Genomic DNA, 19,498 nt, shown 5'->3' on the forward strand with positions numbered 1-19,498 from the left:
CATGAGATGGAAAAAATTTACACTCACTACCACAACGGAAGCTGTTGATTTAATCAGCAGCGCATTTGATGAGATAGGAATAGAAGGAATTGAAATTGAAGACAATACGCCTCTTACAGAAGCTGAGACAAAAGGCATGTTTATTGACATTCTGCCAGAGCTTCCTCCAGATGAGGGTATTGCCAGAGTAAGCTTTTATTTAGACCCAGATTCTGATGTTGACATTGATGAGATGTTAAAACGTGTGGATGAAAGTCTTGATGAGTTAGCTATGTTTACGGATCTTGGTGCCCGCACCATTGAATCCAGCGAGACAGAGGACAAGGACTGGATTAATAACTGGAAACAGTATTTTAAGCCATTTACCGTGGATGATATTTTAATTAAGCCAACCTGGGAAGAAATTCCAGTGGAGCATAAGGAAAAGCTTTTAATTGAAATCGATCCAGGGACTGCTTTCGGAACCGGACAGCATGAGACAACTCAGCTTTGCATCCGCCAGCTTAAAAAGTACGTGACTCCGGAAACCAGAATTCTTGACGTAGGAACCGGCAGCGGAATTCTTGGAATCACTGCTTTAAAGCTGGGAGCAAAGGAAGTATTCGGAACCGATCTTGATGAGAATGCCATCGTAGCGGTAAAAGAGAATATGGAAGCCAATGATATTGCTCCGGAAAAATTCAAGGTTTTAAAGGGCAATATTATCGACGATGAAGCGGTAAAGGCAGAAGTTGGTTTTGAAGCCTATGATCTGGTGGTAGCTAACATCTTAGCCGATATCATAATCCTGCTTCAAAAAGAGATTCCGGTTCATATGAAAAAAGGTGCCATCTTTATCACTTCCGGTATCATTAATATGAAAGAAGAAGCAGTAAAGAAAGTATTTGCAGAAAATGATGCCTTTGAGCTGGTGGAAATTACCTATCAGGGTGAGTGGGTTTCTGTAACGGTGAGGAAAAAGTAGAAAGAGGGATAGAATGTATCACTTTTTTATCAACCAGGATCAGGTAGAAGACGATCATATCAGGATTATTGGACCTGACGTGAACCATATAAAGAATGTTCTGCGCATGGGTGCAGGAGAAGAAGTGCTCATAAGCAATGGAGTGGATAAAGACTACTTATGTGAGGTCACATCAGTGACATCCCAGGAGGTTACCGCAAAAATCTTGACTGTGGAAGAGGGAGGGCGTGAGCTTCCAGCCAGGATTACCCTATTTCAGGGGCTGCCAAAAGGTGATAAGATGGAATTGATCATACAAAAGGCGGTAGAGCTTGGTGCCTATGAGATCGTGCCGGTAGAAACAAAACGTACGGTAGTCAAACTGGATAAGAAAAAGGAAGAAGCTAAGCTGCGCCGCTGGAATGCGGTCTCAGAAAGTGCTGCCAAGCAGTCGAAGCGGCTCATTGTTCCGGAAGTGACAGGTGTTAAGAGTTTAAAAGAGGCACTTGTCTTTTCCAAAGAGTTTGATGTGACCGTGATTCCCTTTGAGAATGCAAAAGGCATGGAACGGACCAGGGAGATACTTTCCCAGGTAAAGCCTGGCATGAACGTAGGGATTTTTATAGGACCGGAAGGCGGCTTTGAGGATTCGGAAATAGAACTTTCTGAAAGCTTTGGGGCTAAGACAGTTACCTTGGGGAAACGGATTTTAAGAACCGAAACTGCAGGGCTTTCGGTCTTATCGGTCTTGTCCTATTTACTGGAACCATAGAGAAAGCTTCCTCGTTCCGGGGGATCCCGTTTTTAGAGGAATAGGAGAAACACACATGGAAGTTTATTTTGATAATGCGGCGTCAACCAAAGTGCTGGAGCCGGTAAAAGACATCGTCCTTAAGGTTATGACAGAGGATTACGGAAATCCCTCTGCAAAGCATAGAAAAGGGATGATTGCAGAGCAGTATGTAAAAGAGGCGGCAGAAATTATAGCCGACACCTTAAAGGTTGCCCCAAAGGATATCTTATTTACCTCAGGTGGCTCTGAGTCCAACAATATGGCTCTTATTGGGACTGCCATGGCCAATAAGCGGTCTGGAAACCACATTATAAGCACAGGGATTGAACACCCTTCCGTATATAATCCTTTGGCATATTTAGAGGAACAGGGATTTACCGTTACTTATCTTTCTGTCGATGGCAATGGAAATATATCCTTAGAGGAGCTGGAACAGGCTATCCGTCCGGAGACTATATTGGTTTCTGTCATGTACGTGAACAATGAAATTGGTGCGGTAGCACCTGTGGAAGCCATATCAAAGGTAATCAAAAAGAAGAATCCAGCCATTCTTTTTCATGTGGATGCCATACAGGCATATGGAAAGTTTGTTATCCGGCCGAAACGGCAGGGAATTGATTTATTGTCTGTTAGTTCCCATAAGATTCACGGACCAAAAGGAATTGGTTTTTTATACATTGACCCAAGAGTTAAAATCCGTCCATTGATTTACGGAGGCGGTCAGCAAAGAGGGTTACGGGCAGGAACAGAGAATGTTCCTGGAGTAGCTGGATTTGGTGTGGCAGCCAAATTCATGTATACAGACCATGAGAAAAAGATGAGCGCCATGACTGAATTAAAGGATTATATGATAGAACGGCTTCAGGAAATTGATGGAGTTACTGTCAATAGTCAAAAAGGAAACTTATCATCCCCTCAGATCGTCAGTGCCAGCTTTCTTGGGATACGAAGCGAGGTTCTCCTTCATGCACTGGAAGATAAGGGGATTTATGTTTCCTCAGGATCTGCCTGCTCTTCCAATCATCCGGGAGTCAGCGGAACTCTGGTGGGAATCGGTGTGAAAAAAGAGCTTCTTGATTCCACCCTACGATTCAGCTTCGGAGTTTTTAGCACAAAGGATGAGGTTGATACCTGTATCGATACACTAAAAGAACTGCTTCCGATTCTCAGACGCTACCAGAGAGGGTAATGTCTTGCCATCACGAAGTTATAAGAAAGGACAACAGATGCAATACAAATCATTTTTAATAAAATACGCAGAAATTGGAGTAAAGGGAAAGAACCGTTACGTTTTTGAAGATGCCCTGGTAACCAACATCCGCCATTCCTTAAAGAGAGTGGATGGAGATTTTGAAGTTGCCAAGGAATCCGGCAGAATTTATGCCACAGCACAATCTGACTATGACTTTGACGAAGTAGTAGAAGCGTTAAAGTGTATTTTTGGAATCGCAGCGATCTGCCCTATGGTTCAGGTAGAGGATTTAGGTTACGAGGACTTAAAAAAGCAGGTCATATCCTATGTTGATGAGTTTTACGAGGAGAAAAGCTTTACCTTTAAAGTCAACACAAGAAGAGGAAATAAAAAGTATCCGGTCAATTCCGAGCAGATCAACCGGGATCTTGGAGAAGTGATATTACATACATTTCCAGAGACTAAGGTTGATGTTCATAAGCCGGAAGTTATGCTTCATGTGGAAGTAAGAAATAAAATTAATATATATTCCCATATCATTCCAGGTCCAGGCGGTATGCCGGTTGGAACCAATGGGAAAGCCATGCTTCTCTTATCCGGCGGCATTGACAGCCCGGTAGCAGGCTATATGATTGCTAAGAGAGGCGTTAGAATTGATGCGGTATATTTCCATGCGCCGCCATACACCAGTGACCGTGCAAAACAGAAGGTTGTGGATCTTGCAAAGCTTGTTTCCAGATATTCTGGAGCCATCCGCCTTCATATCGTAAACTTTACGGATATCCAGCTCTATATCTATGAAAAATGTCCTCACGAGGAGCTTACCATCATCATGAGACGATACATGATGCGGATTGCAGAACGTCTGGCTGCAGAGAGCGGTGCTCAGGCACTGATTACAGGAGAGAGCATCGGACAGGTGGCTTCTCAGACCATGCAGTCCCTTGCAGCAACCGATGCATCAGCAACCATTCCGGTATTCCGTCCGGTCATCGGCTTTGATAAACAGGAAATTGTTCATGTAGCAGAAAAAATCGGAACCTATGAAACTTCCGTCCTTCCTTTCGAAGACTGCTGTACCATCTTTGTGGCAAAGCATCCCGTAACAAAGCCAGTTATAAAGCTGATTGAACGTTCTGAGGAAAATTTGGCAGAAAAGATTGATGAGCTGGTAGAAACGGCAATTAATACGGTTGAAAAAGTTTGGTGTTAATAAAACAAGAAAGAGTCTGACTTGTCAGACTTTGGCGCTGACGCGCCGTCACTTTAGTGACATTTTCCTTTTAAGCGTCATGTGCATCCTTCACGGAGTGCTTTTTATTATATGGGGGAGTTCGTAGAACTTTCCTGTACAATAAAAAAGGGGACCAGCAACAAAGGCCGGTCCCCATTTTCAAACTGATTTTTCTTATTCTACGATGTATGGAGCTAAAATGTTTAAGATTTCCTCGACATCGCTTTCGGAATGAATGTTTAAATCGATTGGTTTGGATAAATCCAGACTGAAAATACCCATAATGGATTTCGCGTCGATAACGTATCTTCCAGATACAAGATCGAAGTCTGTGTCAAATTTTGTTAAATCATTTACGAAAGATTTTACTTTGTCGATAGAGTTTAATGATATACGAACTGTTTTCATGGGAAAACCTCCTTTAGCGGCTCTTTATTATAATTGGGGATCGTCCCCTTTTCCCTTACATACTACTGGCATATAATGTAAATGTCAATGGTAATTTTAGATGAAAAAAATCATTATAAACGGATAAATTAGATAGGAGAAAATAAAATGAGAAAGGCAGCCCTGCATAACCTTGGCTGTAAGGTTAATTCATACGAAACAGAGGCCATGCAGCAGCTTCTGGAGAATGCTGGATATGAGATCGTCCCCTTTACAGAAGAGGCTGATGTTTATATTATAAATACATGTTCTGTCACAAACATTGCAGACAAAAAATCAAGGCAGATGCTTCACCGGGCCAAGAACATGAACCCGGATTCCGTTGTCGTTGCAGCCGGATGTTATGTTCAGGCAGCCGGAGAAGAACTGAAAAAAGATGTAGCCGTGGATCTGATTATCGGTAATAATAAAAAGACGGAACTTGTGTCCATTCTCGATGATTATTTTTCAGACCGGGAAGAGGCATTAGAGGAGACCGTCATCGATATCCGTGGGACAAGAGAATACGAAAGTCTCTCCATTGATAAAATCGCAGATCATACGAGAGCCTTTATTAAGATACAGGATGGATGCAACCAGTTTTGCAGCTACTGCATTATCCCTTATACCAGAGGACAGGTTCGAAGCCGTAAGCCAGAAGAGGTCGTGGAAGAAATAAAGCGTCTGACTGCTACCGGTTTTAAAGAGGTGGTGCTCACTGGAATCCATTTAAGTTCTTATGGGAAAGACTTTCCGGTGGAAGAGAGAATCACTCTTTTGGATCTCATTATAAAGATTCATGAGGTGGAAGGGCTTAAGAGAATCCGGTTAGGTTCCCTGGAGCCAAGAATTGTAACAGAGGAATTTGCAAAGGAATTATCAAAGCTTTCCAAAATCTGTCCTCATTTCCATTTATCCTTACAAAGCGGCTGTGATGCCACCTTAAAGCGCATGAACCGCCATTATTCTGCAAAAGAGTTTTATCACTGCTGTGATATTTTAAGAGAGGCGTTTCCTAATCCAGCCATTACCACCGATGTGATCGTGGGCTTTCCAGGAGAGACGGAAGAAGAATTTGCCATTACAAGAGAATACTTGGAAAAAGTTCGTTTTTATGAAATGCATGTATTTAAATATTCAAAGAGAAACGGCACAAAGGCAGCCGATATGCCGGATCAGGTACCGGAACAGGTGAAGTCAGTAAGAAGCAATGAGCTTTTGACATTGGAAAAGAAGATGTCTCATGACTACCGGAAATCCTACCTTGGCAGCACCACAGAGGTTCTTATGGAAGAAGCCTATGAGTGGAATGGGACAAGATACATGATCGGTCACACCAGAGAATACGTGAAGGCAGCAGTGCCTTTTGAAGAGGGCTTAAAGGGAGCATTGCTTACCGGAACCCTTACCGAAATGCTCAATGATGAGGTGTTATTATTAAACCTTAACGGACAAAATTAATTTAAGTCTTGCCGAAATTATGATTATGGTTTAGAATATAGGAGAACAGTTAAAGGACGTGAGAAACATGGGCGATATTCATAACACACAATTTTTCAAAGCGGTGCAGGAAAATAAAATGGACGTAAGCCAGGTACTGGAACAAGTTTATATTGCCCTCACAGAGAAGGGCTATAATCCGGTCAACCAGATCGTGGGCTATATTATGTCAGGAGATCCTACTTATATTACCAGCCATAAGAACGCCAGAAGTCTGATCATGAAAGTAGAACGTGATGAGATTCTGGAAGAATTGATGCGGGTATATATTGATACGATGTTAAAGTAACGACGTGGATAATCTTAAGTCTAGCTGTCAGATGAAGTGAATGGGCGGAGTCTGGCAGTTTGTTTTTATACAGTTGGCTGCGGACCAGCTTTGTTTTGTTGCATAAATTTGACGTGGAGAATAAAATATGAGAATCATGGGACTGGATTTTGGTTCTAAAACTGTAGGAGTTGCAGTTTCTGACCTGCTGGGTATAACTGCTCAGGGCGTGGAGACAATTACCAGAGAAGACGAAAACAAATTACGAAAAACCTGTGCCCGGATCGAGGAACTGATTCGGGAATTTGAGATTGAAACCATAGTTTTGGGTTATCCTAAGAATATGAACAATACTATCGGTGACCGTGCTTTAAAAACAGAAGAATTTATGGAAATGTTAAAAAGACGGACCGGGCTTCCTGTCATCCTGTGGGATGAAAGAATGACTACCCTGGCATCGGAGCGCATCTTAATGGAAAGCGGCGTAAGACGGGAGAATAGAAAGGCTGTTATCGATAAGGTGGCAGCAGGACTGATTTTGCAAGGTTATCTGGATAGCTTAACAACAGGAGATAAAGAATGAACAACGAAGAAAAGAAAATTACCCTGACTACTGAGGAAGGGGATCGTGTGGATTTTTACGTTCTGGAAGAGACCAGAATCAATAGCATGAATTATCTGTTAGTTACCGATGCGGCAGATGAGGATGAAGAAGGTGAATGTTACATCTTAAAAGATTTATCAAAGCAGGATGAATCCGAGGCTTTGTATGAGTTTGTGGAAGATGATAACGAGATAGATTATTTATTTAAAATATTTTCCGAACTGCTTGACGGAGCGGATGTAGATATCGAAAAATAATGGTGAGCATTGGATAGGCTTTGTACGAAGCGTATGCTGGTACGAAAGCTCTTGACTGGCACCCCGGATAACAACTGGCGGCAGAGGTGATCTGTGATCAGGCCAGACAGAAGTGTCCGGAGACAGGGCTTGTCACGACCTTTTGGACGTTGCAGGAGCAGGTGGATGAAGCAATCATTGACAAGGAATGCTATAACGACTTAGGTGCCCGCTGAAAGCTGGGGGCTTTGGTCGTGAGTCCTGAATCATCATTTAAAGATATGAAACCGGTGCGGAAACGTATTTTCTTAAAAAGCATACCAAATACACAGAAGCAGACTCTTTTTGAAATGCCCGGGATTTATGGCTCATCAGGAAGTAAGGCTCTGTCAGTATTTCAGGGAATGCAGGGAAAAGTGAAAAAAGAACAGAACGGAAAATGATAAAATGGAGGTAAAAGATTGAAAAAACAAGACAGCAATGCGAAAGTTAAAATTATTCCCTTAGGCGGATTGGAACAGATCGGTATGAATATCACTGCGTTCGAATTCGAAGACAGCATCATAGTGGTAGACTGCGGTCTGGCATTCCCTACCGATGACATGCTGGGAATCGACCTGGTTATTCCAGATGTTTCTTATTTGAAACAAAATATTGAAAAGGTGAAGGGCTTTGTCATTACCCATGGTCATGAGGACCATATTGGTGCCCTTCCTTATATTTTAAAAGAGATCAATGTGCCGGTTTACGGAACAAAGCTTACCATCGGCCTCATTGACAACAAATTAAAAGAACATAATCTTTTAAAGAATACAAAGAGAAAAGTAATCAAGCACGGACAGTCCATTAACCTTGGCTGCTTCCGTATCGAATTTATTAAAACGAACCACAGCATCGCCGATGCTTCTGCTCTTGCCATTTTCTCACCGGCAGGAGTCATTATTCACACAGGTGACTTTAAGATAGACTATACTCCTGTATTTGGAGAGATAGCAGATCTGGAACGTTTTGCAGAGCTTGGCAAAAAAGGAGTGCTTGCACTTTTATGTGACAGTACCAATGCAGTAAGGCCTGGATTTACACCATCAGAGAAGACCGTAGGCAAAGCCTTTGATAATATATTTGCAGATCATAAGAATAACAGAATCATCGTAGCCACCTTTGCATCAAACGTAGACCGTGTGCAGCAGGTCATCAACTCCGCTGCCAAATACGGACGTAAGGTAGTTGTCGAGGGACGAAGCATGGTCAATGTAATCGGCACTGCAAGCGAGCTCGGCTACATCAGTATTCCGGAAGGAACTTTAATTGATATCGATCAGTTAAAGAATTATCCTGACGAACAGACCGTGTTAATTACTACAGGAAGCCAGGGAGAATCCATGGCAGCTCTTTCCCGTATGGCAAGCAGCACCCATAAAAAGGTTTCCATTAAGCCTAACGATGTCATCATCTTAAGCTCCAACCCGATTCCAGGCAATGAAAAGGCAGTTTCCAAAGTAATCAATGAACTGTCCATGAAGGGTGCTGAAGTAATCTGTGAAGATACTCATGTATCCGGTCATGCTTGTCAGGAAGAAATTAAGCTGATGTATGCTCTCATTCGTCCGAAATATTCCATTCCGGTTCATGGTGAGTACCGTCACCTTATGGCACAGAAGAGTCTGGTTCAGGCAATGGGAATGCCAAAAGAAAACATTATCATCATGTCCTCTGGCGATGTAGTGGAAGTAGGCCAGGAATCCTGTAAGATCGTAGATCACGTACAGTCCGGGGCTATCTTAGTAGATGGTCTTGGAGTTGGTGATGTTGGAAATATCGTATTACGAGACAGACAGAACCTTGCTCAAAATGGTATCATTGTAGTCGTTCTTACCCTGGAGAAGTTCTCAAATCAGTTACTGGCAGGACCGGACATCGTATCCCGTGGTTTTGTATATGTAAGGGAATCCGAGGACCTGATGGAAGAGGCAAGAAGAATTGTAAGCGATGCCGTTCAGGATTGTCTGGACCGTAAAATTAATGACTGGGGTAAAATCAAGAACATTATCAGGGACAGCTTAAGTGACTTCCTCTGGAAGAGAATGAAACGTAACCCTATGATTCTTCCAATCATTATGGAAGTATAGCAGAAAGCTGAAAATAACCGTACCTTTAACAAGAGAGGAATGGAAATTTATGAGCCGAACAACCAAGGAAATCAATAAAGTAACGGGAGCGGTCATTGCCATATCCATAAGGCTTATCCTTCTTGCCCTTATTGTACTCCTTCTTTATGAAGGGGTTACAAAGGGCTATGAGTTCGGCCATGATATTTTCTATGCGTCAGCCATGGAGGCAGAGCCTGGACAGGATAAGGAAATCAAGGTGGAAAAGGGAACCTCCATTGCCGGCGTGGCTAAGCGTCTAAAGGAGAAAGGCCTGATTGCCAATGAGTATTCTTTCATCATACAGGCTAAATTTTTTAAATATCAGGCGAATCCGGGAAGCTATACCTTAAATACTTCCATGACCTCCAGGGATATCCTTCAGATGATGAATGAGAATACAGAGGAAAAGGAAAGTAAAGATGATAGTAAATGACCGAATTACAGATTATATTAAATCTCTGGAGCCGGATGAGAGCCCTCTCATCTATGAGATTGGAAATAAGGCAAGAGAGAACGGAGTTCCTGTCATCAGGGAAGAGACGGCTGCCTTTTTAAAGACCATGACAGCAGCCATGAATCCAAAAGCCATTTTAGAAGTGGGAACAGCCGTGGGCTACTCCACCCTTTTGATGGCGGAGGTAATGGCACCTGATTGTCAGATTACTACCATAGAAAAATATGAAAAAAGGATTCCGGTAGCCAGGCAGAATTTTGAAGAAGCAGGAAAGACAGAATGCATCACCCTGTTAGAGGGAGATGCCGGGGAATTATTAAAGGGGCTGACTGGCCCCTTTGACCTTGTCTTCATGGATGCGGCAAAAGGACAGTATCTGGCCTGGCTTCCGGAAATTTTAAGAGTGATGAGGGTTGGCGGAATGCTGATATCGGATAATGTTCTCCAGGATGGAGATATCATTGAATCCAGATATGCAGTCGAGAGGCGAAACCGCACCATTCACGCAAGGATGCGGGAGTATCTTTACGAATTAAAACATTCTGACCATCTGGTCACCACCATTGTACCGATTGGTGACGGTATGACCGTCAGCATTCGAAGATAAAGAACCAAAGAGAGGAGCTTCATGAGAAAGACGGAACTTTTAATCCCGGCAGGCAGCTTAGATACCTTAAAGACCGCAGTCATTTACGGTGCAGATGCTGTTTATCTGGGAGGAGAAGCCTTCGGACTTCGTGCCAAGGCGAAAAATTTTACACAGGATGAGATTCGGCAGGGGATTGCCTTTGCCCACGAGCATGGAGTTAAAGTGTACATTACAGCCAATATTCTGGCTCACAATGAGGATCTTAACGGAGTTGAGGAATACTTTAAGGAATTAAAGGAAATCTGTCCTGACGCCGTAATCATTTCAGACCCTGGTGTATTTGCCATTGCAAAACAAATCATGCCTGAGATGGAAATTCACATCAGCACCCAGGCTAACAATACCAATTACGGAACCTTTTTATTCTGGCATCAGCTTGGAGCAAAGCGTGTGGTTACGGCCAGAGAACTTTCCCTGGCTGAGATTAAGGAGATCCGCAGCCGTATCCCAGAGGATTTAGAGATTGAAAGCTTTATCCATGGAGCCATGTGCATGTCCTATTCCGGCCGCTGTCTCTTAAGCAACTACATGACAGGCAGAGATGCAAACCAAGGCGCCTGCTCTCACCCATGCCGTTGGAAATACTCCATCGTAGAGGAAAAACGTCCCGGGGAGTATATGCAGGTCTATGAAAATGAGCGTGGAACCTATATCTTTAATTCCAAGGATTTATGCATGATCGAGTACATTCCGGAGATGATTGATGCTGGTATTGACAGCTTTAAAATCGAAGGGCGTATGAAAACCGCTCTTTATGCGGCTACTGTTACAAGAACTTACCGGAAAGCCATTGACGATTATTTAAAGGATCCAAAGATATATGAGGCTAATTTAGACTGGTATCGTTCTGAAATCGGGAAATGTACTTACCGGGAATTCACCACTGGGTTCTATTTTGGTAAGCCAGATTCCACCACTCAGATCTATGATAACAATACTTATGTAAAAAATTACACGTATCTTGGAACCGTAGAAGCGGTAGATGAGAGAGGGTATTCGAAAATAGAGCAGAAAAATAAATTTTCAGTGGGTGAGACTATTGAGATTATGAAGCCGGACGGACGCAATCTTGACGCAGTTGTAAAAGGAATTTACAATGAAGAGGGAGCTCCTCAGGAGAGCGCACCTCATTCCAGACAAATACTTTTTGTTGATTTGAGCGTGGAGATGGATCCTTATGACATTCTCCGCCGCAGCGAGATGTCTTAACTCATAAAATAGAAGCGTGCAGAGTATTACGGAGATCCGTGTACTCTGCACGTTTTTCTTTGGAAATTGCAGTATCATGGGTGACAGTTGTAGAAATGGTCATCTTGTAGTATACTATAGAAGAATTATACCCAGAAATTACCTGGATTTAGAGGGAACAAAAATGGAGGCTTGCCTATTATGTGGATTTTATGGCTGATAGCAGTTTTATGTGTGATCTATTACGTCATAATCGTTACTTATTCGGGACTATCTACTTCCTTTTCCATTATCTGGCTTTTTTTTGCGGCGGTCTGTATTTTATTCGGTTTAGGCTGGGATACTTATATAAGACAAAAAGACAGGATTCCCTTATGGCTTCCGGTCTCTATGGTTACCATATGCTGTACAGGACTCCTGGTATTTACGATTGTGGAGATTTTGGTTTTCACGGGAGTTGCAGCCAGGGATACGTCAAAGCTTGATTATGTCATAGTCTTAGGAGCCAGGGTAAAGGAAGATGGAATCAGCAAATCATTAAAAAAACGTTTGGATAAGGCCATAGATTATCTGGATGAGAATCCTGGAACCATTCTCGTTCTTTCTGGTGCCCAAGGAATGGATGAGCCGGTCAGTGAGGCTTTGGCTATGAAAGAATATCTGGTCTTTAATGGAGTTAAGGAAGAACAGCTGATTTTAGAGACACGTTCCTACAGTACGGTGGAGAACATTGCATACAGCCGTGTGGCAATTGAAGAGGATCAGGAAAGAAAGAAGGCTAAGAGCCAGGAAAGTCCCATTATTATGGTGCCAGGAACGTATGTAGAGGTTCCGGATAAACCCATTAAGATTGGTGTACTGACCAGTGATTTCCACGTGTTCCGCGCTCAGCAGATAGCAAAAAAGTGGGGAATACCGGATATTTACAGCATATCCTGTGATTCAGATCCGGTTCTTTTCATACACTTTTGCGTCAGGGAGTGTGCAGCGATATTAAAAGACAAATTAGTGGGCAATATGTAAGTAATAATGATTATGCAGGAGGAACAAAGATAGAATGTATGATTTGAAAAACTTGAATGCTTATGAGTTAGTAGAAGAAAAAGAAATAAAAGAAATTCAGGCAAAGGGAAGTGTCCTTCGCCATAAGAAAAGCGGGGCCAGAATCTTTTTAGTGGAGTGTGAGGATGACAATAAGGTCTTCTCCATTGGTTTTCGTACACCGCCGTCAGACAGCACCGGTGTGGCCCATATTCTGGAACACAGTGTGCTTTGTGGCTCGGACAAGTTCCCGGTAAAGGATCCTTTTGTGGAACTGGTAAAGGGCTCTTTGAATACCTTTTTAAATGCCATGACTTATCCGGATAAAACCGTATATCCGATTGCAAGCTGCAATGAAAAGGACTTTCAGAATTTAATGAACGTCTATATGGATGCCGTGCTCCATCCAAATATCTATAAAGAGCAGAAGATCTTTATGCAGGAGGGGTGGCATTATGAGATGGAAACCCCGGAATCTGATGTAATCTACAATGGTGTTGTATACAATGAGATGAAGGGGGCTTTTTCATCCCCGGAAGAAGTCTTAGACCGTTTTACAAGAAAAGTGTTGTTCCCTGACAGCTGTTACGGCCAGGAATCCGGTGGTGATCCATCCTTTATTCCTGATCTGACCTATAATGATTTTCTGGATTTCCACAGAAGGTATTATCATCCTTCCAACAGCTATATCTATCTATACGGCGATATGAATATGGAAGAGAAGCTTACATGGCTTGATGAGGAATATTTAAGCCATTATGATGAAATTTCCATTGATTCCAGAATCAGAAGCCAAAAGCCATTTGAAAAGCCTGTAGAAGCTGAGACCTTCTATTCGATTACAGAGGGAGAATCTCTGGATAATGCCACCTATCTTTCCATTAATACCGTAATAGGAAACAATTTAGACCCCAAACATTATGTTGCATTTCAAATTTTGGAATATACCCTTCTTGATGCACCAGGAGCCCCTCTTAAGCAGGCTCTCATCGATGCTGGAATCGGTCAGGATATACTGGGCGGTTATGACAGCGGAATCTTACAGCCTTATTTCTCTGTCATTGCAAAGAATGCCAATGGGGACCAGAAGGGCGAGTTCCTTGCAGTGGTAAAAGGAACCTTAAGAAAGCTTGCAGATGAAGGAATCAACCGCAAGAGCTTAAAAGCCGGAATGAACTATTATGAATTCCGTTATCGTGAGGCTGATTACGGTTCCGCTCCTAAGGGACTGATGTATGGACTCCAGTGTATGGACAGCTGGCTTTATGACGGTGATCCTATGATGCATCTGGAGTATCAGGAGACCTTTGATTATTTAAAGAAGGTAGTGGATGACGGATACTTTGAAGAGCTCATCCGGGAATATTTGCTGGATAATCCTTTTGAAGCATATTTGACCGTAAGTCCGAAAAAGAATCTGACTGCAATGGAAGAAGAGAAAACCGCCAAAAAGCTGGCGGTCTACAAGGCATCTTTAACACAGGATGAGATTACCCGTCTTGTGGAACAGACTCATGCCTTAAGAGAGTATCAGGAAACACCGTCCGATCAGAAAAATTTAGAAAAGATTCCTATGCTTAAAAGGGAAGACATCACCAGGGAGCCAGAAGAGATTATCTGGGAAGAGAAGGAAGCCCATGGTGTTAAGGTAATCCACCATAACATGTTTACCTCAGGCATCGGATATTTAAAGGTCTTATTTGATACCTCAGCCGTTCCTACAGAGGATCTGCCCTACGTTGGATTTTTGAAATCCCTTTTAGGCTATGTGGATACAGAGAATTTCACGTACAGTGACTTGACCAGTGAGATCCATCTAAACAGCGGCGGCGTGGGCTTTAGCGTCACCTCTTATCCGGATCTGAAAAACCAGGGACAGTTTAAGGGGTATTTTATGGCAAGCGCCAGAGTCATGTATGATAAGCTGGACTTTGGATTTTCCATTCTTGCTGAGATTTTAACCCGTTCTGTTCTCGACGATGAAAAGCGTATGGGAGAAGTAATCAGCGAAACAAGATCAAGGGCCAGAATGAAGCTGGAAGGCGCCTGCCATTCAGCAGCAGTTGCCAGAGCTACTTCTTATTTTTCTGCCGCTTCCTCTTACAATGATATGACCGGAGGAATCGGATACTATGAATTCCTGGAACAGCTGGAAAAGGATTTTGCCAATGACAAGCAGGCAGTGATTGCCAGACTGAAAGCAGTGATTAAGAAGCTGTTTAACACCGGGAATATGCTGGTCAGCTATACTGCTGATGAGGAAGGCTATAAGCTTCTTCCAGAGGCAATGAAGCAGCTTACCTCTGTTCTTCCTGAGGGCGGCAGTACCAGTTACCCATTTGATTATCAGAGCGGAAACAGAAACGAAGGCTTTGCGACTGCCTCCCAGGTAAACTACGTGGCCAGATGCGGAAGCTTTTTAGACAGTGGTCTTACGTATACAGGAGCTTTAAAGATATTAAAGGTTATTTTAAGCTATGATTATCTATGGATCAATATCAGGGTAAAGGGCGGTGCCTATGGCTGTATGAGCGGCTTTGGCCGTTCCGGGGAAGGATATTTTGCTTCCTACCGTGACCCGAATTTAAAAGAGACGAACCAGATCTATGAAGGTGTGGTAGATTATTTAGAGAAATTCCAGGTCGAGGACAGGGACATGACCAAATATGTCATCGGAACCGTCAGCGACATGGATGTGCCATATCCACCGTCAACAAAAGGAAACAGAGGCCTTTCTGCCTACCTGTCCGGCGTTGACCAGGAGATGATGAAACGGGAGCGTGAGGAGGTTTTAAATGCCACTCAGGAAGATATCCGGAAACTGGCACCTATTGTAAAAGCCGTTTTAAGTACCAACAGCCTCTGCGTCATCGGCAATGAAGACAGAATCGCAGCGGATAAGGATTTCTTTGGAGAGACAAAGAACTTATTCCACTCATAACACAAAGGAGAACCATATGGAAACCAATTATAAATCAGGCTTTGTAACCCTGATCGGACGCCCAAACGTAGGGAAGTCCACCCTGATGAACCATCTGATCGGCCAGAAGATTGCAATCACCTCTGATAAGCCCCAGACCACAAGAAACCGGATACAGACTGTTTATACAGACGACAGAGGGCAGATTATATTTCTGGACACACCTGGTATTCATAAGGCCAAGAACAAGCTTGGGGAATATATGGTAAGCGTGGCAGAGCACACCTTAAAAGAGGTAGATGTAGTGTTATGGCTGGTGGAGCCTACCACTTATATCGGAGCAGGAGAGCAGTATATCGCTGAGCAGCTTTCCAATGTGAAAACTCCGATCATTCTGGTCATTAATAAGATTGATACGGTAAAGAATCAGGAAGACATTCTTACGTTCATCAGTACCTATAAGGATATCTGTAATTTTGCTGAAATCGTACCTGTTTCTGCATTAAAGGATAAAAATACAGATCTGATGCTGGAGCTGATCTACAAATATCTTCCTTATGGTCCTCAGTATTATGATGAGGATACGGTCACAGACCAGCCTATGCGCCAGATTGCAGCAGAGCTGATCCGGGAGAAAGCCCTTCGTCTCTTAAAGGATGAGATTCCTCATGGAATCGCAGTAACCGTAGAGAAGATGACAGAGCGTCAGAACGGAATCATGGATGTGGAAGCCAATATCGTTTGCGAACGGGATTCTCATAAGGGAATTATCATCGGAAAAGGCGGCTCCATGTTAAAGAAGATCGGAACCCAGGCACGTAAGGAGATTGAAAATCTTATGGATACGAAGGTAAATCTCCAGCTGTGGGTTAAGGTCCGGAAAGAGTGGCGTGACAGTGAGCTTTATATGAAGAATTATGGATACAATCAAAAAGATATCTAAAACGGTGGCAGGAATTGAAGGATGTTGAAAAGCTGACAGGGATGGTGATCAAAGCAGCCCCTGTAGGAGAAATGGATAAACGCCTTGTGATACTCACCAGGGAAAGAGGAAAGATCACTGCATTTGCCAGAGGAGCAAGAAGGCCCGGCAATCAGTTGATGGGACTTAGCCGTCCCTTTGCCTTCGGACAGTTTTCGCTGTACGAAGGCAGGGATTCCTACTCCCTGCGTTCGGCGGAGATAACCAATTATTTTGAAGATCTGGCTCAGGATATGGAAGGAACCTGTTATGGTTCTTATTTTCTTGAGCTGGCTGATTATTATGCCCGTGAAAATGAGGACGCGACCGGCCTGTTAAAGCTTTTGTATCAGTCGGTACGGGCCCTTTTAAAGCCTGCCTTAAAAAATGAGCTGGTTCAGAGAATCTTTGAATTAAAGACCATGGTCATAAACGGAGAGTACACCGAAGCACCTCCCCGACCTGCCAGTGATTCCGCAAACTATGCCTGGGAGTATGTAATCGCATCTCCGGTGGAACATCTTTATACCTTCACTCTGACGGAGCCGGTCTTAGAAGAATTCGCCCGCTGCGTGGAAATGAATAAAAAACGATTTATAGACAGGGAATTTCACTCCCTGGATATTTTGCACACCATGATGTAATGCAAAGTATTGAAATGAAGGATATGATTTGGTATAATCCACGTAAGCGATGAGAAGTGCGAATGGGAATACAGAAAAAATTTTGTTGTGCTTGCACATAAAAAATTTTTCCTGTATTCTGATTCATAGGGCGAATGCCCGTGAGGGGGAAATCCTCAAGATTTCCCCCTCCAGCACCGCGGATTCAATGCAGGAGGAAGATGGATGAAAAAAAAGAAAGCAGCTTTGGCAGCTCTCATTGTTGCGGGAATGCTGACTGGCTGTCTTGGAAGAACCGGCACCAACGCCCAGAATGCAGAGAGCAGCAGAATTTTTGTAACAGGGACCGGAGGGCTTCAGACAGCAACGGTAGAAACCTATGTACAACAGGATTATTATAATGCGGATGAACTAAAAGCGTATCTGGAAGAGACGGCCACGTCATACAATCAGGCCAATGGAGAAGGCGCTGTGAAGCTTGAGTCCTGCACCATGGAAAAAGGAATTGCCAGAATGGTGTTTCAGTATAACTCCAGCAAGGATCTGGTAAGCTTTGCATCTCAGTATGAGGATAAGGATAACCAGGTGGACTCCCTTTCCGTCACCAATTTTTCAGAAGTATCCGGTCAGGCGGAATCAGAGGGCGTGGAGTTTTTAAAGGCTTCTGACGGGAAAAAGGCGGAGAAAAAAGCGTTAAAGGGCGAAAGCCACGCGGTTGTGGTAGAGACGAAAAAGCCGGTTACCATACAGACAGAGGGCAAGCTGTTATTCGTATCAAAGAACGTTGTCATTAAGGATCAACATACAGTACAGACGTCAGAGGGAAAAAATTACATCATTTTTAAATAAGAGAGGTTAAGATCATGGAAAAGACAATGGAAAAGATAGTGGGACTTGCAAAATCAAGAGGATTTGTATATCCTGGTTCGGAGATTTACGGCGGTCTTGCCAATACATGGGATTACGGAAACTTAGGTGTGGAACTTAAGAACAACGTAAAAAAAGCATGGTGGCTGAAGTTCATTCAGGAGAGTCCTTATAACGTAGGCGTGGACTGCGCGATTTTAATGAATTCCCAGACCTGGATCGCATCCGGACATTTGGGCGGCTTCTCCGACCCTCTGATGGACTGCAAAGCCTGCAAGGAGCGTTTCCGTGCAGATAAGATCATTGAAGATTACATGGCTGAGAACGGCATTACCATCGAAGGATCTGTTGATGCCTGGTCTCAGGAAGAGATGAAGAAGTATATCGATGAGAAGAATATCTGCTGTCCAAGCTGCGGCAAACATGATTTTACCGATATCCGTCAGTTCAACTTAATGTTCAAGACCTTCCAGGGCGTAACTGAAGACGCAAAGAATACGGTATACTTAAGACCTGAGACTGCTCAGGGTATTTTCGTAAACTTTAAAAACGTTCAGAGAACCTCCAGAAAGAAAATTCCTTTTGGTATCGGTCAGGTAGGTAAATCCTTCCGTAATGAGATCACACCAGGAAACTTCACCTTCCGTACCAGAGAGTTTGAGCAGATGGAGCTGGAATTCTTCTGTGAGCCGGATACTGATTTAGAATGGTTCGCATACTGGAAAGAATTCTGCATCACCTGGTTAAAGGACCTTGGCATCAAAGATGACGAGATGCGTGTAAGAGACCATGATAAGGAAGAGCTTTCCTTCTACAGCAAGGCTACCTCTGATATCGAGTTCTTATTCCCATTTGGCTGGGGAGAGTTATGGGGAATTGCTGACAGAACCGATTACGATCTGACTCAGCATCAGAATACCTCTGGCCAGGATCTGACTTATTTTGATGATGAAAAGAAAGAACGCTACATTCCATATGTAATTGAGCCATCTCTTGGTGCAGACCGTGTAACTCTGGCTTTCTTATGTGCGGCCTACGATGAAGAAGAGATTGCAGAAGGAGACGTTCGTACTGTTCTTCATTTCCATCCTGCCATCGCTCCGGTTAAGATCGGTGTGCTTCCTCTTTCCAAGAAGCTGAATGAAGGGGCTGAAAAGGTATTTGAGGAACTTCGCAAGCACTATAACTGTGAGTTTGACGACAGAGGAAATATTGGAAAGCGTTACAGAAGACAGGATGAAATCGGTACTCCGTTCTGCATTACCTATGATTTTGATTCCGAGGAAGATCACGCAGTGACCGTTCGTGACCGTGATACCATGGATCAGGTAAGAGTTCCGATTGCAGAGCTGAAAGATTATTTCGAAGATAAATTCCGTTTCTAGGAACTTTTAAAGGTGCAGTGTAAGGCGGGGAATGCCTTTGCCTGCACCTTTTTCCTTTCTAGGG

21 protein-coding genes are annotated in these 19,498 nt (G+C 43.3%); 20 read left to right on the top strand and 1 reads right to left on the bottom strand.

The window, feature by feature from the left end:
* The first annotated feature begins 1 nt into the window (after position 1).
* The 4 genes from prmA to thiI are packed head-to-tail and all read left to right on the top strand — an operon-like array spanning position 2 to position 4,141.
* Positions 2-964 (top strand): 50S ribosomal protein L11 methyltransferase, encoded by a 963-nt coding sequence (gene prmA / locus OW255_RS04950; RefSeq protein WP_268115823.1) that lies wholly within the window; start codon positions 2-4, stop codon positions 962-964.
* A 13-nt stretch (positions 965-977) separates the two neighbouring features.
* Positions 978-1,715 (top strand): 16S rRNA (uracil(1498)-N(3))-methyltransferase, encoded by a 738-nt coding sequence (locus OW255_RS04955; RefSeq protein ID WP_268115824.1) that lies wholly within the window; start codon positions 978-980, stop codon positions 1,713-1,715.
* A gap of 55 nt (positions 1,716-1,770) precedes the next feature.
* Positions 1,771-2,925: a cysteine desulfurase family protein gene (locus OW255_RS04960; protein WP_268115825.1), complete on the top strand. Its 1,155-nt coding sequence runs from the start codon at positions 1,771-1,773 to the stop codon at positions 2,923-2,925.
* A gap of 37 nt (positions 2,926-2,962) precedes the next feature.
* Positions 2,963-4,141, top strand: coding sequence for a tRNA uracil 4-sulfurtransferase ThiI (thiI, locus tag OW255_RS04965; RefSeq protein ID WP_268115826.1), 1,179 nt, complete (start codon positions 2,963-2,965; stop codon positions 4,139-4,141).
* Between the two features lie 195 nt (positions 4,142-4,336).
* Here thiI and OW255_RS04970 read toward each other — a convergent pair whose 3' ends face one another.
* Positions 4,337-4,570 (bottom strand): HPr family phosphocarrier protein, encoded by a 234-nt coding sequence (locus OW255_RS04970; RefSeq protein WP_024837010.1) that lies wholly within the window; start codon positions 4,568-4,570, stop codon positions 4,337-4,339.
* 147 nt (positions 4,571-4,717) lie between these two features.
* On the opposite strand from OW255_RS04970, the gene mtaB reads away from it, so the two are divergent.
* From mtaB to OW255_RS05050, 16 genes are all read left to right on the top strand, one after another.
* Positions 4,718-6,049: a tRNA (N(6)-L-threonylcarbamoyladenosine(37)-C(2))-methylthiotransferase MtaB gene (mtaB, locus tag OW255_RS04975; RefSeq protein ID WP_268115829.1), complete on the top strand. Its 1,332-nt coding sequence runs from the start codon at positions 4,718-4,720 to the stop codon at positions 6,047-6,049.
* A 67-nt stretch (positions 6,050-6,116) separates the two neighbouring features.
* Positions 6,117-6,377 (top strand): IreB family regulatory phosphoprotein, encoded by a 261-nt coding sequence (locus tag OW255_RS04980; protein ID WP_024837008.1) that lies wholly within the window; start codon positions 6,117-6,119, stop codon positions 6,375-6,377.
* A 127-nt stretch (positions 6,378-6,504) separates the two neighbouring features.
* Complete coding sequence (gene ruvX / locus OW255_RS04985; protein ID WP_024837007.1) at positions 6,505-6,939, top strand: Holliday junction resolvase RuvX; 435 nt, start codon at positions 6,505-6,507, stop codon at positions 6,937-6,939.
* Positions 6,936-7,217: a DUF1292 domain-containing protein gene (locus tag OW255_RS04990; protein WP_024837006.1), complete on the top strand. Its 282-nt coding sequence runs from the start codon at positions 6,936-6,938 to the stop codon at positions 7,215-7,217. Before ruvX ends, OW255_RS04990 begins: the two co-directional genes overlap by 4 nt.
* An 86-nt stretch (positions 7,218-7,303) precedes the next feature.
* Complete coding sequence (locus OW255_RS04995) at positions 7,304-7,432, top strand: hypothetical protein (RefSeq protein ID WP_268115832.1); 129 nt, start codon at positions 7,304-7,306, stop codon at positions 7,430-7,432.
* Positions 7,433-7,450: 18 nt separating this feature from the next.
* Entirely contained in the window at positions 7,451-7,639 is a 189-nt protein-coding gene (locus OW255_RS05000) for a hypothetical protein (protein ID WP_024837005.1), read from the top strand.
* 18 nt (positions 7,640-7,657) lie between these two features.
* On the top strand, positions 7,658-9,325 hold the full coding sequence (locus tag OW255_RS05005) for a ribonuclease J (RefSeq protein ID WP_024837004.1): 1,668 nt from the start codon (positions 7,658-7,660) through the stop codon (positions 9,323-9,325).
* A gap of 49 nt (positions 9,326-9,374) precedes the next feature.
* Positions 9,375-9,779, top strand: coding sequence for an endolytic transglycosylase MltG (locus tag OW255_RS05010; RefSeq protein ID WP_024837003.1), 405 nt, complete (start codon positions 9,375-9,377; stop codon positions 9,777-9,779).
* Positions 9,766-10,407, top strand: coding sequence for an O-methyltransferase (locus OW255_RS05015; protein WP_024837002.1), 642 nt, complete (start codon positions 9,766-9,768; stop codon positions 10,405-10,407). Before OW255_RS05010 ends, OW255_RS05015 begins: the two co-directional genes overlap by 14 nt.
* A gap of 21 nt (positions 10,408-10,428) precedes the next feature.
* Positions 10,429-11,658 carry a peptidase U32 family protein gene (locus tag OW255_RS05020; RefSeq protein WP_268115833.1) on the top strand — a complete coding sequence of 410 codons (1,230 nt, stop codon included), beginning with the start codon at positions 10,429-10,431 and terminating at the stop codon, positions 11,656-11,658.
* A gap of 180 nt (positions 11,659-11,838) precedes the next feature.
* On the top strand, positions 11,839-12,660 hold the full coding sequence (locus OW255_RS05025; RefSeq protein ID WP_268115834.1) for a YdcF family protein: 822 nt from the start codon (positions 11,839-11,841) through the stop codon (positions 12,658-12,660).
* A 34-nt stretch (positions 12,661-12,694) separates the two neighbouring features.
* Positions 12,695-15,619, top strand: coding sequence for an insulinase family protein (locus OW255_RS05030; RefSeq protein ID WP_268115835.1), 2,925 nt, complete (start codon positions 12,695-12,697; stop codon positions 15,617-15,619).
* A gap of 16 nt (positions 15,620-15,635) precedes the next feature.
* On the top strand, positions 15,636-16,541 hold the full coding sequence (era, locus tag OW255_RS05035; RefSeq protein WP_268115837.1) for a GTPase Era: 906 nt from the start codon (positions 15,636-15,638) through the stop codon (positions 16,539-16,541).
* Between the two features lie 41 nt (positions 16,542-16,582).
* Positions 16,583-17,203: a DNA repair protein RecO gene (recO, locus tag OW255_RS05040; RefSeq protein WP_416861718.1), complete on the top strand. Its 621-nt coding sequence runs from the start codon at positions 16,583-16,585 to the stop codon at positions 17,201-17,203.
* A 204-nt stretch (positions 17,204-17,407) separates the two neighbouring features.
* A complete protein-coding gene (locus OW255_RS05045) occupies positions 17,408-18,031 on the top strand; it encodes a hypothetical protein (RefSeq protein WP_024836995.1) in 624 nt (207 codons plus the stop codon).
* Positions 18,032-18,045: 14 nt separating this feature from the next.
* Positions 18,046-19,434: a glycine--tRNA ligase gene (locus OW255_RS05050; protein WP_268115840.1), complete on the top strand. Its 1,389-nt coding sequence runs from the start codon at positions 18,046-18,048 to the stop codon at positions 19,432-19,434.
* The last annotated feature ends 64 nt before the right edge of the window (positions 19,435-19,498 follow it).

It is taken from the genome of Lacrimispora xylanolytica, from assembly GCF_026723765.1.
Taxonomy (GTDB): Bacteria; Bacillota; Clostridia; order Lachnospirales; family Lachnospiraceae; genus Lacrimispora; species Lacrimispora xylanolytica.

Bases quoted from the DNA above. Each gene is read 5' to 3' on its own strand.
- OW255_RS04970 (WP_024837010.1), bottom strand. From the start codon at position 4,570: ATGAAAACAGTTCGTATATCATTAAACTCTATCGACAAAGTAAAATCT.
- OW255_RS05020 (WP_268115833.1), top strand. From the start codon at position 10,429: ATGAGAAAGACGGAACTTTTAATCCCGGCAGGCAGCTTAGATACCTTA.
- OW255_RS05030 (WP_268115835.1), top strand. From the start codon at position 12,695: ATGTATGATTTGAAAAACTTGAATGCTTATGAGTTAGTAGAAGAAAAA.
- OW255_RS05025 (WP_268115834.1), top strand. From the start codon at position 11,839: ATGTGGATTTTATGGCTGATAGCAGTTTTATGTGTGATCTATTACGTC.
- OW255_RS04980 (WP_024837008.1), top strand. From the start codon at position 6,117: ATGGGCGATATTCATAACACACAATTTTTCAAAGCGGTGCAGGAAAAT.
- OW255_RS05050 (WP_268115840.1), top strand. From the start codon at position 18,046: ATGGAAAAGACAATGGAAAAGATAGTGGGACTTGCAAAATCAAGAGGA.
- recO (WP_416861718.1), top strand. From the start codon at position 16,583: ATGGTGATCAAAGCAGCCCCTGTAGGAGAAATGGATAAACGCCTTGTG.
- OW255_RS04960 (WP_268115825.1), top strand. From the start codon at position 1,771: ATGGAAGTTTATTTTGATAATGCGGCGTCAACCAAAGTGCTGGAGCCG.
- ruvX (WP_024837007.1), top strand. From the start codon at position 6,505: ATGAGAATCATGGGACTGGATTTTGGTTCTAAAACTGTAGGAGTTGCA.
- OW255_RS05010 (WP_024837003.1), top strand. From the start codon at position 9,375: ATGAGCCGAACAACCAAGGAAATCAATAAAGTAACGGGAGCGGTCATT.
- prmA (WP_268115823.1), top strand. From the start codon at position 2: ATGAGATGGAAAAAATTTACACTCACTACCACAACGGAAGCTGTTGAT.
- mtaB (WP_268115829.1), top strand. From the start codon at position 4,718: ATGAGAAAGGCAGCCCTGCATAACCTTGGCTGTAAGGTTAATTCATAC.
- thiI (WP_268115826.1), top strand. From the start codon at position 2,963: ATGCAATACAAATCATTTTTAATAAAATACGCAGAAATTGGAGTAAAG.
- OW255_RS05015 (WP_024837002.1), top strand. From the start codon at position 9,766: ATGATAGTAAATGACCGAATTACAGATTATATTAAATCTCTGGAGCCG.
- OW255_RS04955 (WP_268115824.1), top strand. From the start codon at position 978: ATGTATCACTTTTTTATCAACCAGGATCAGGTAGAAGACGATCATATC.
- OW255_RS04990 (WP_024837006.1), top strand. From the start codon at position 6,936: ATGAACAACGAAGAAAAGAAAATTACCCTGACTACTGAGGAAGGGGAT.
- era (WP_268115837.1), top strand. From the start codon at position 15,636: ATGGAAACCAATTATAAATCAGGCTTTGTAACCCTGATCGGACGCCCA.
- OW255_RS05045 (WP_024836995.1), top strand. From the start codon at position 17,408: ATGAAAAAAAAGAAAGCAGCTTTGGCAGCTCTCATTGTTGCGGGAATG.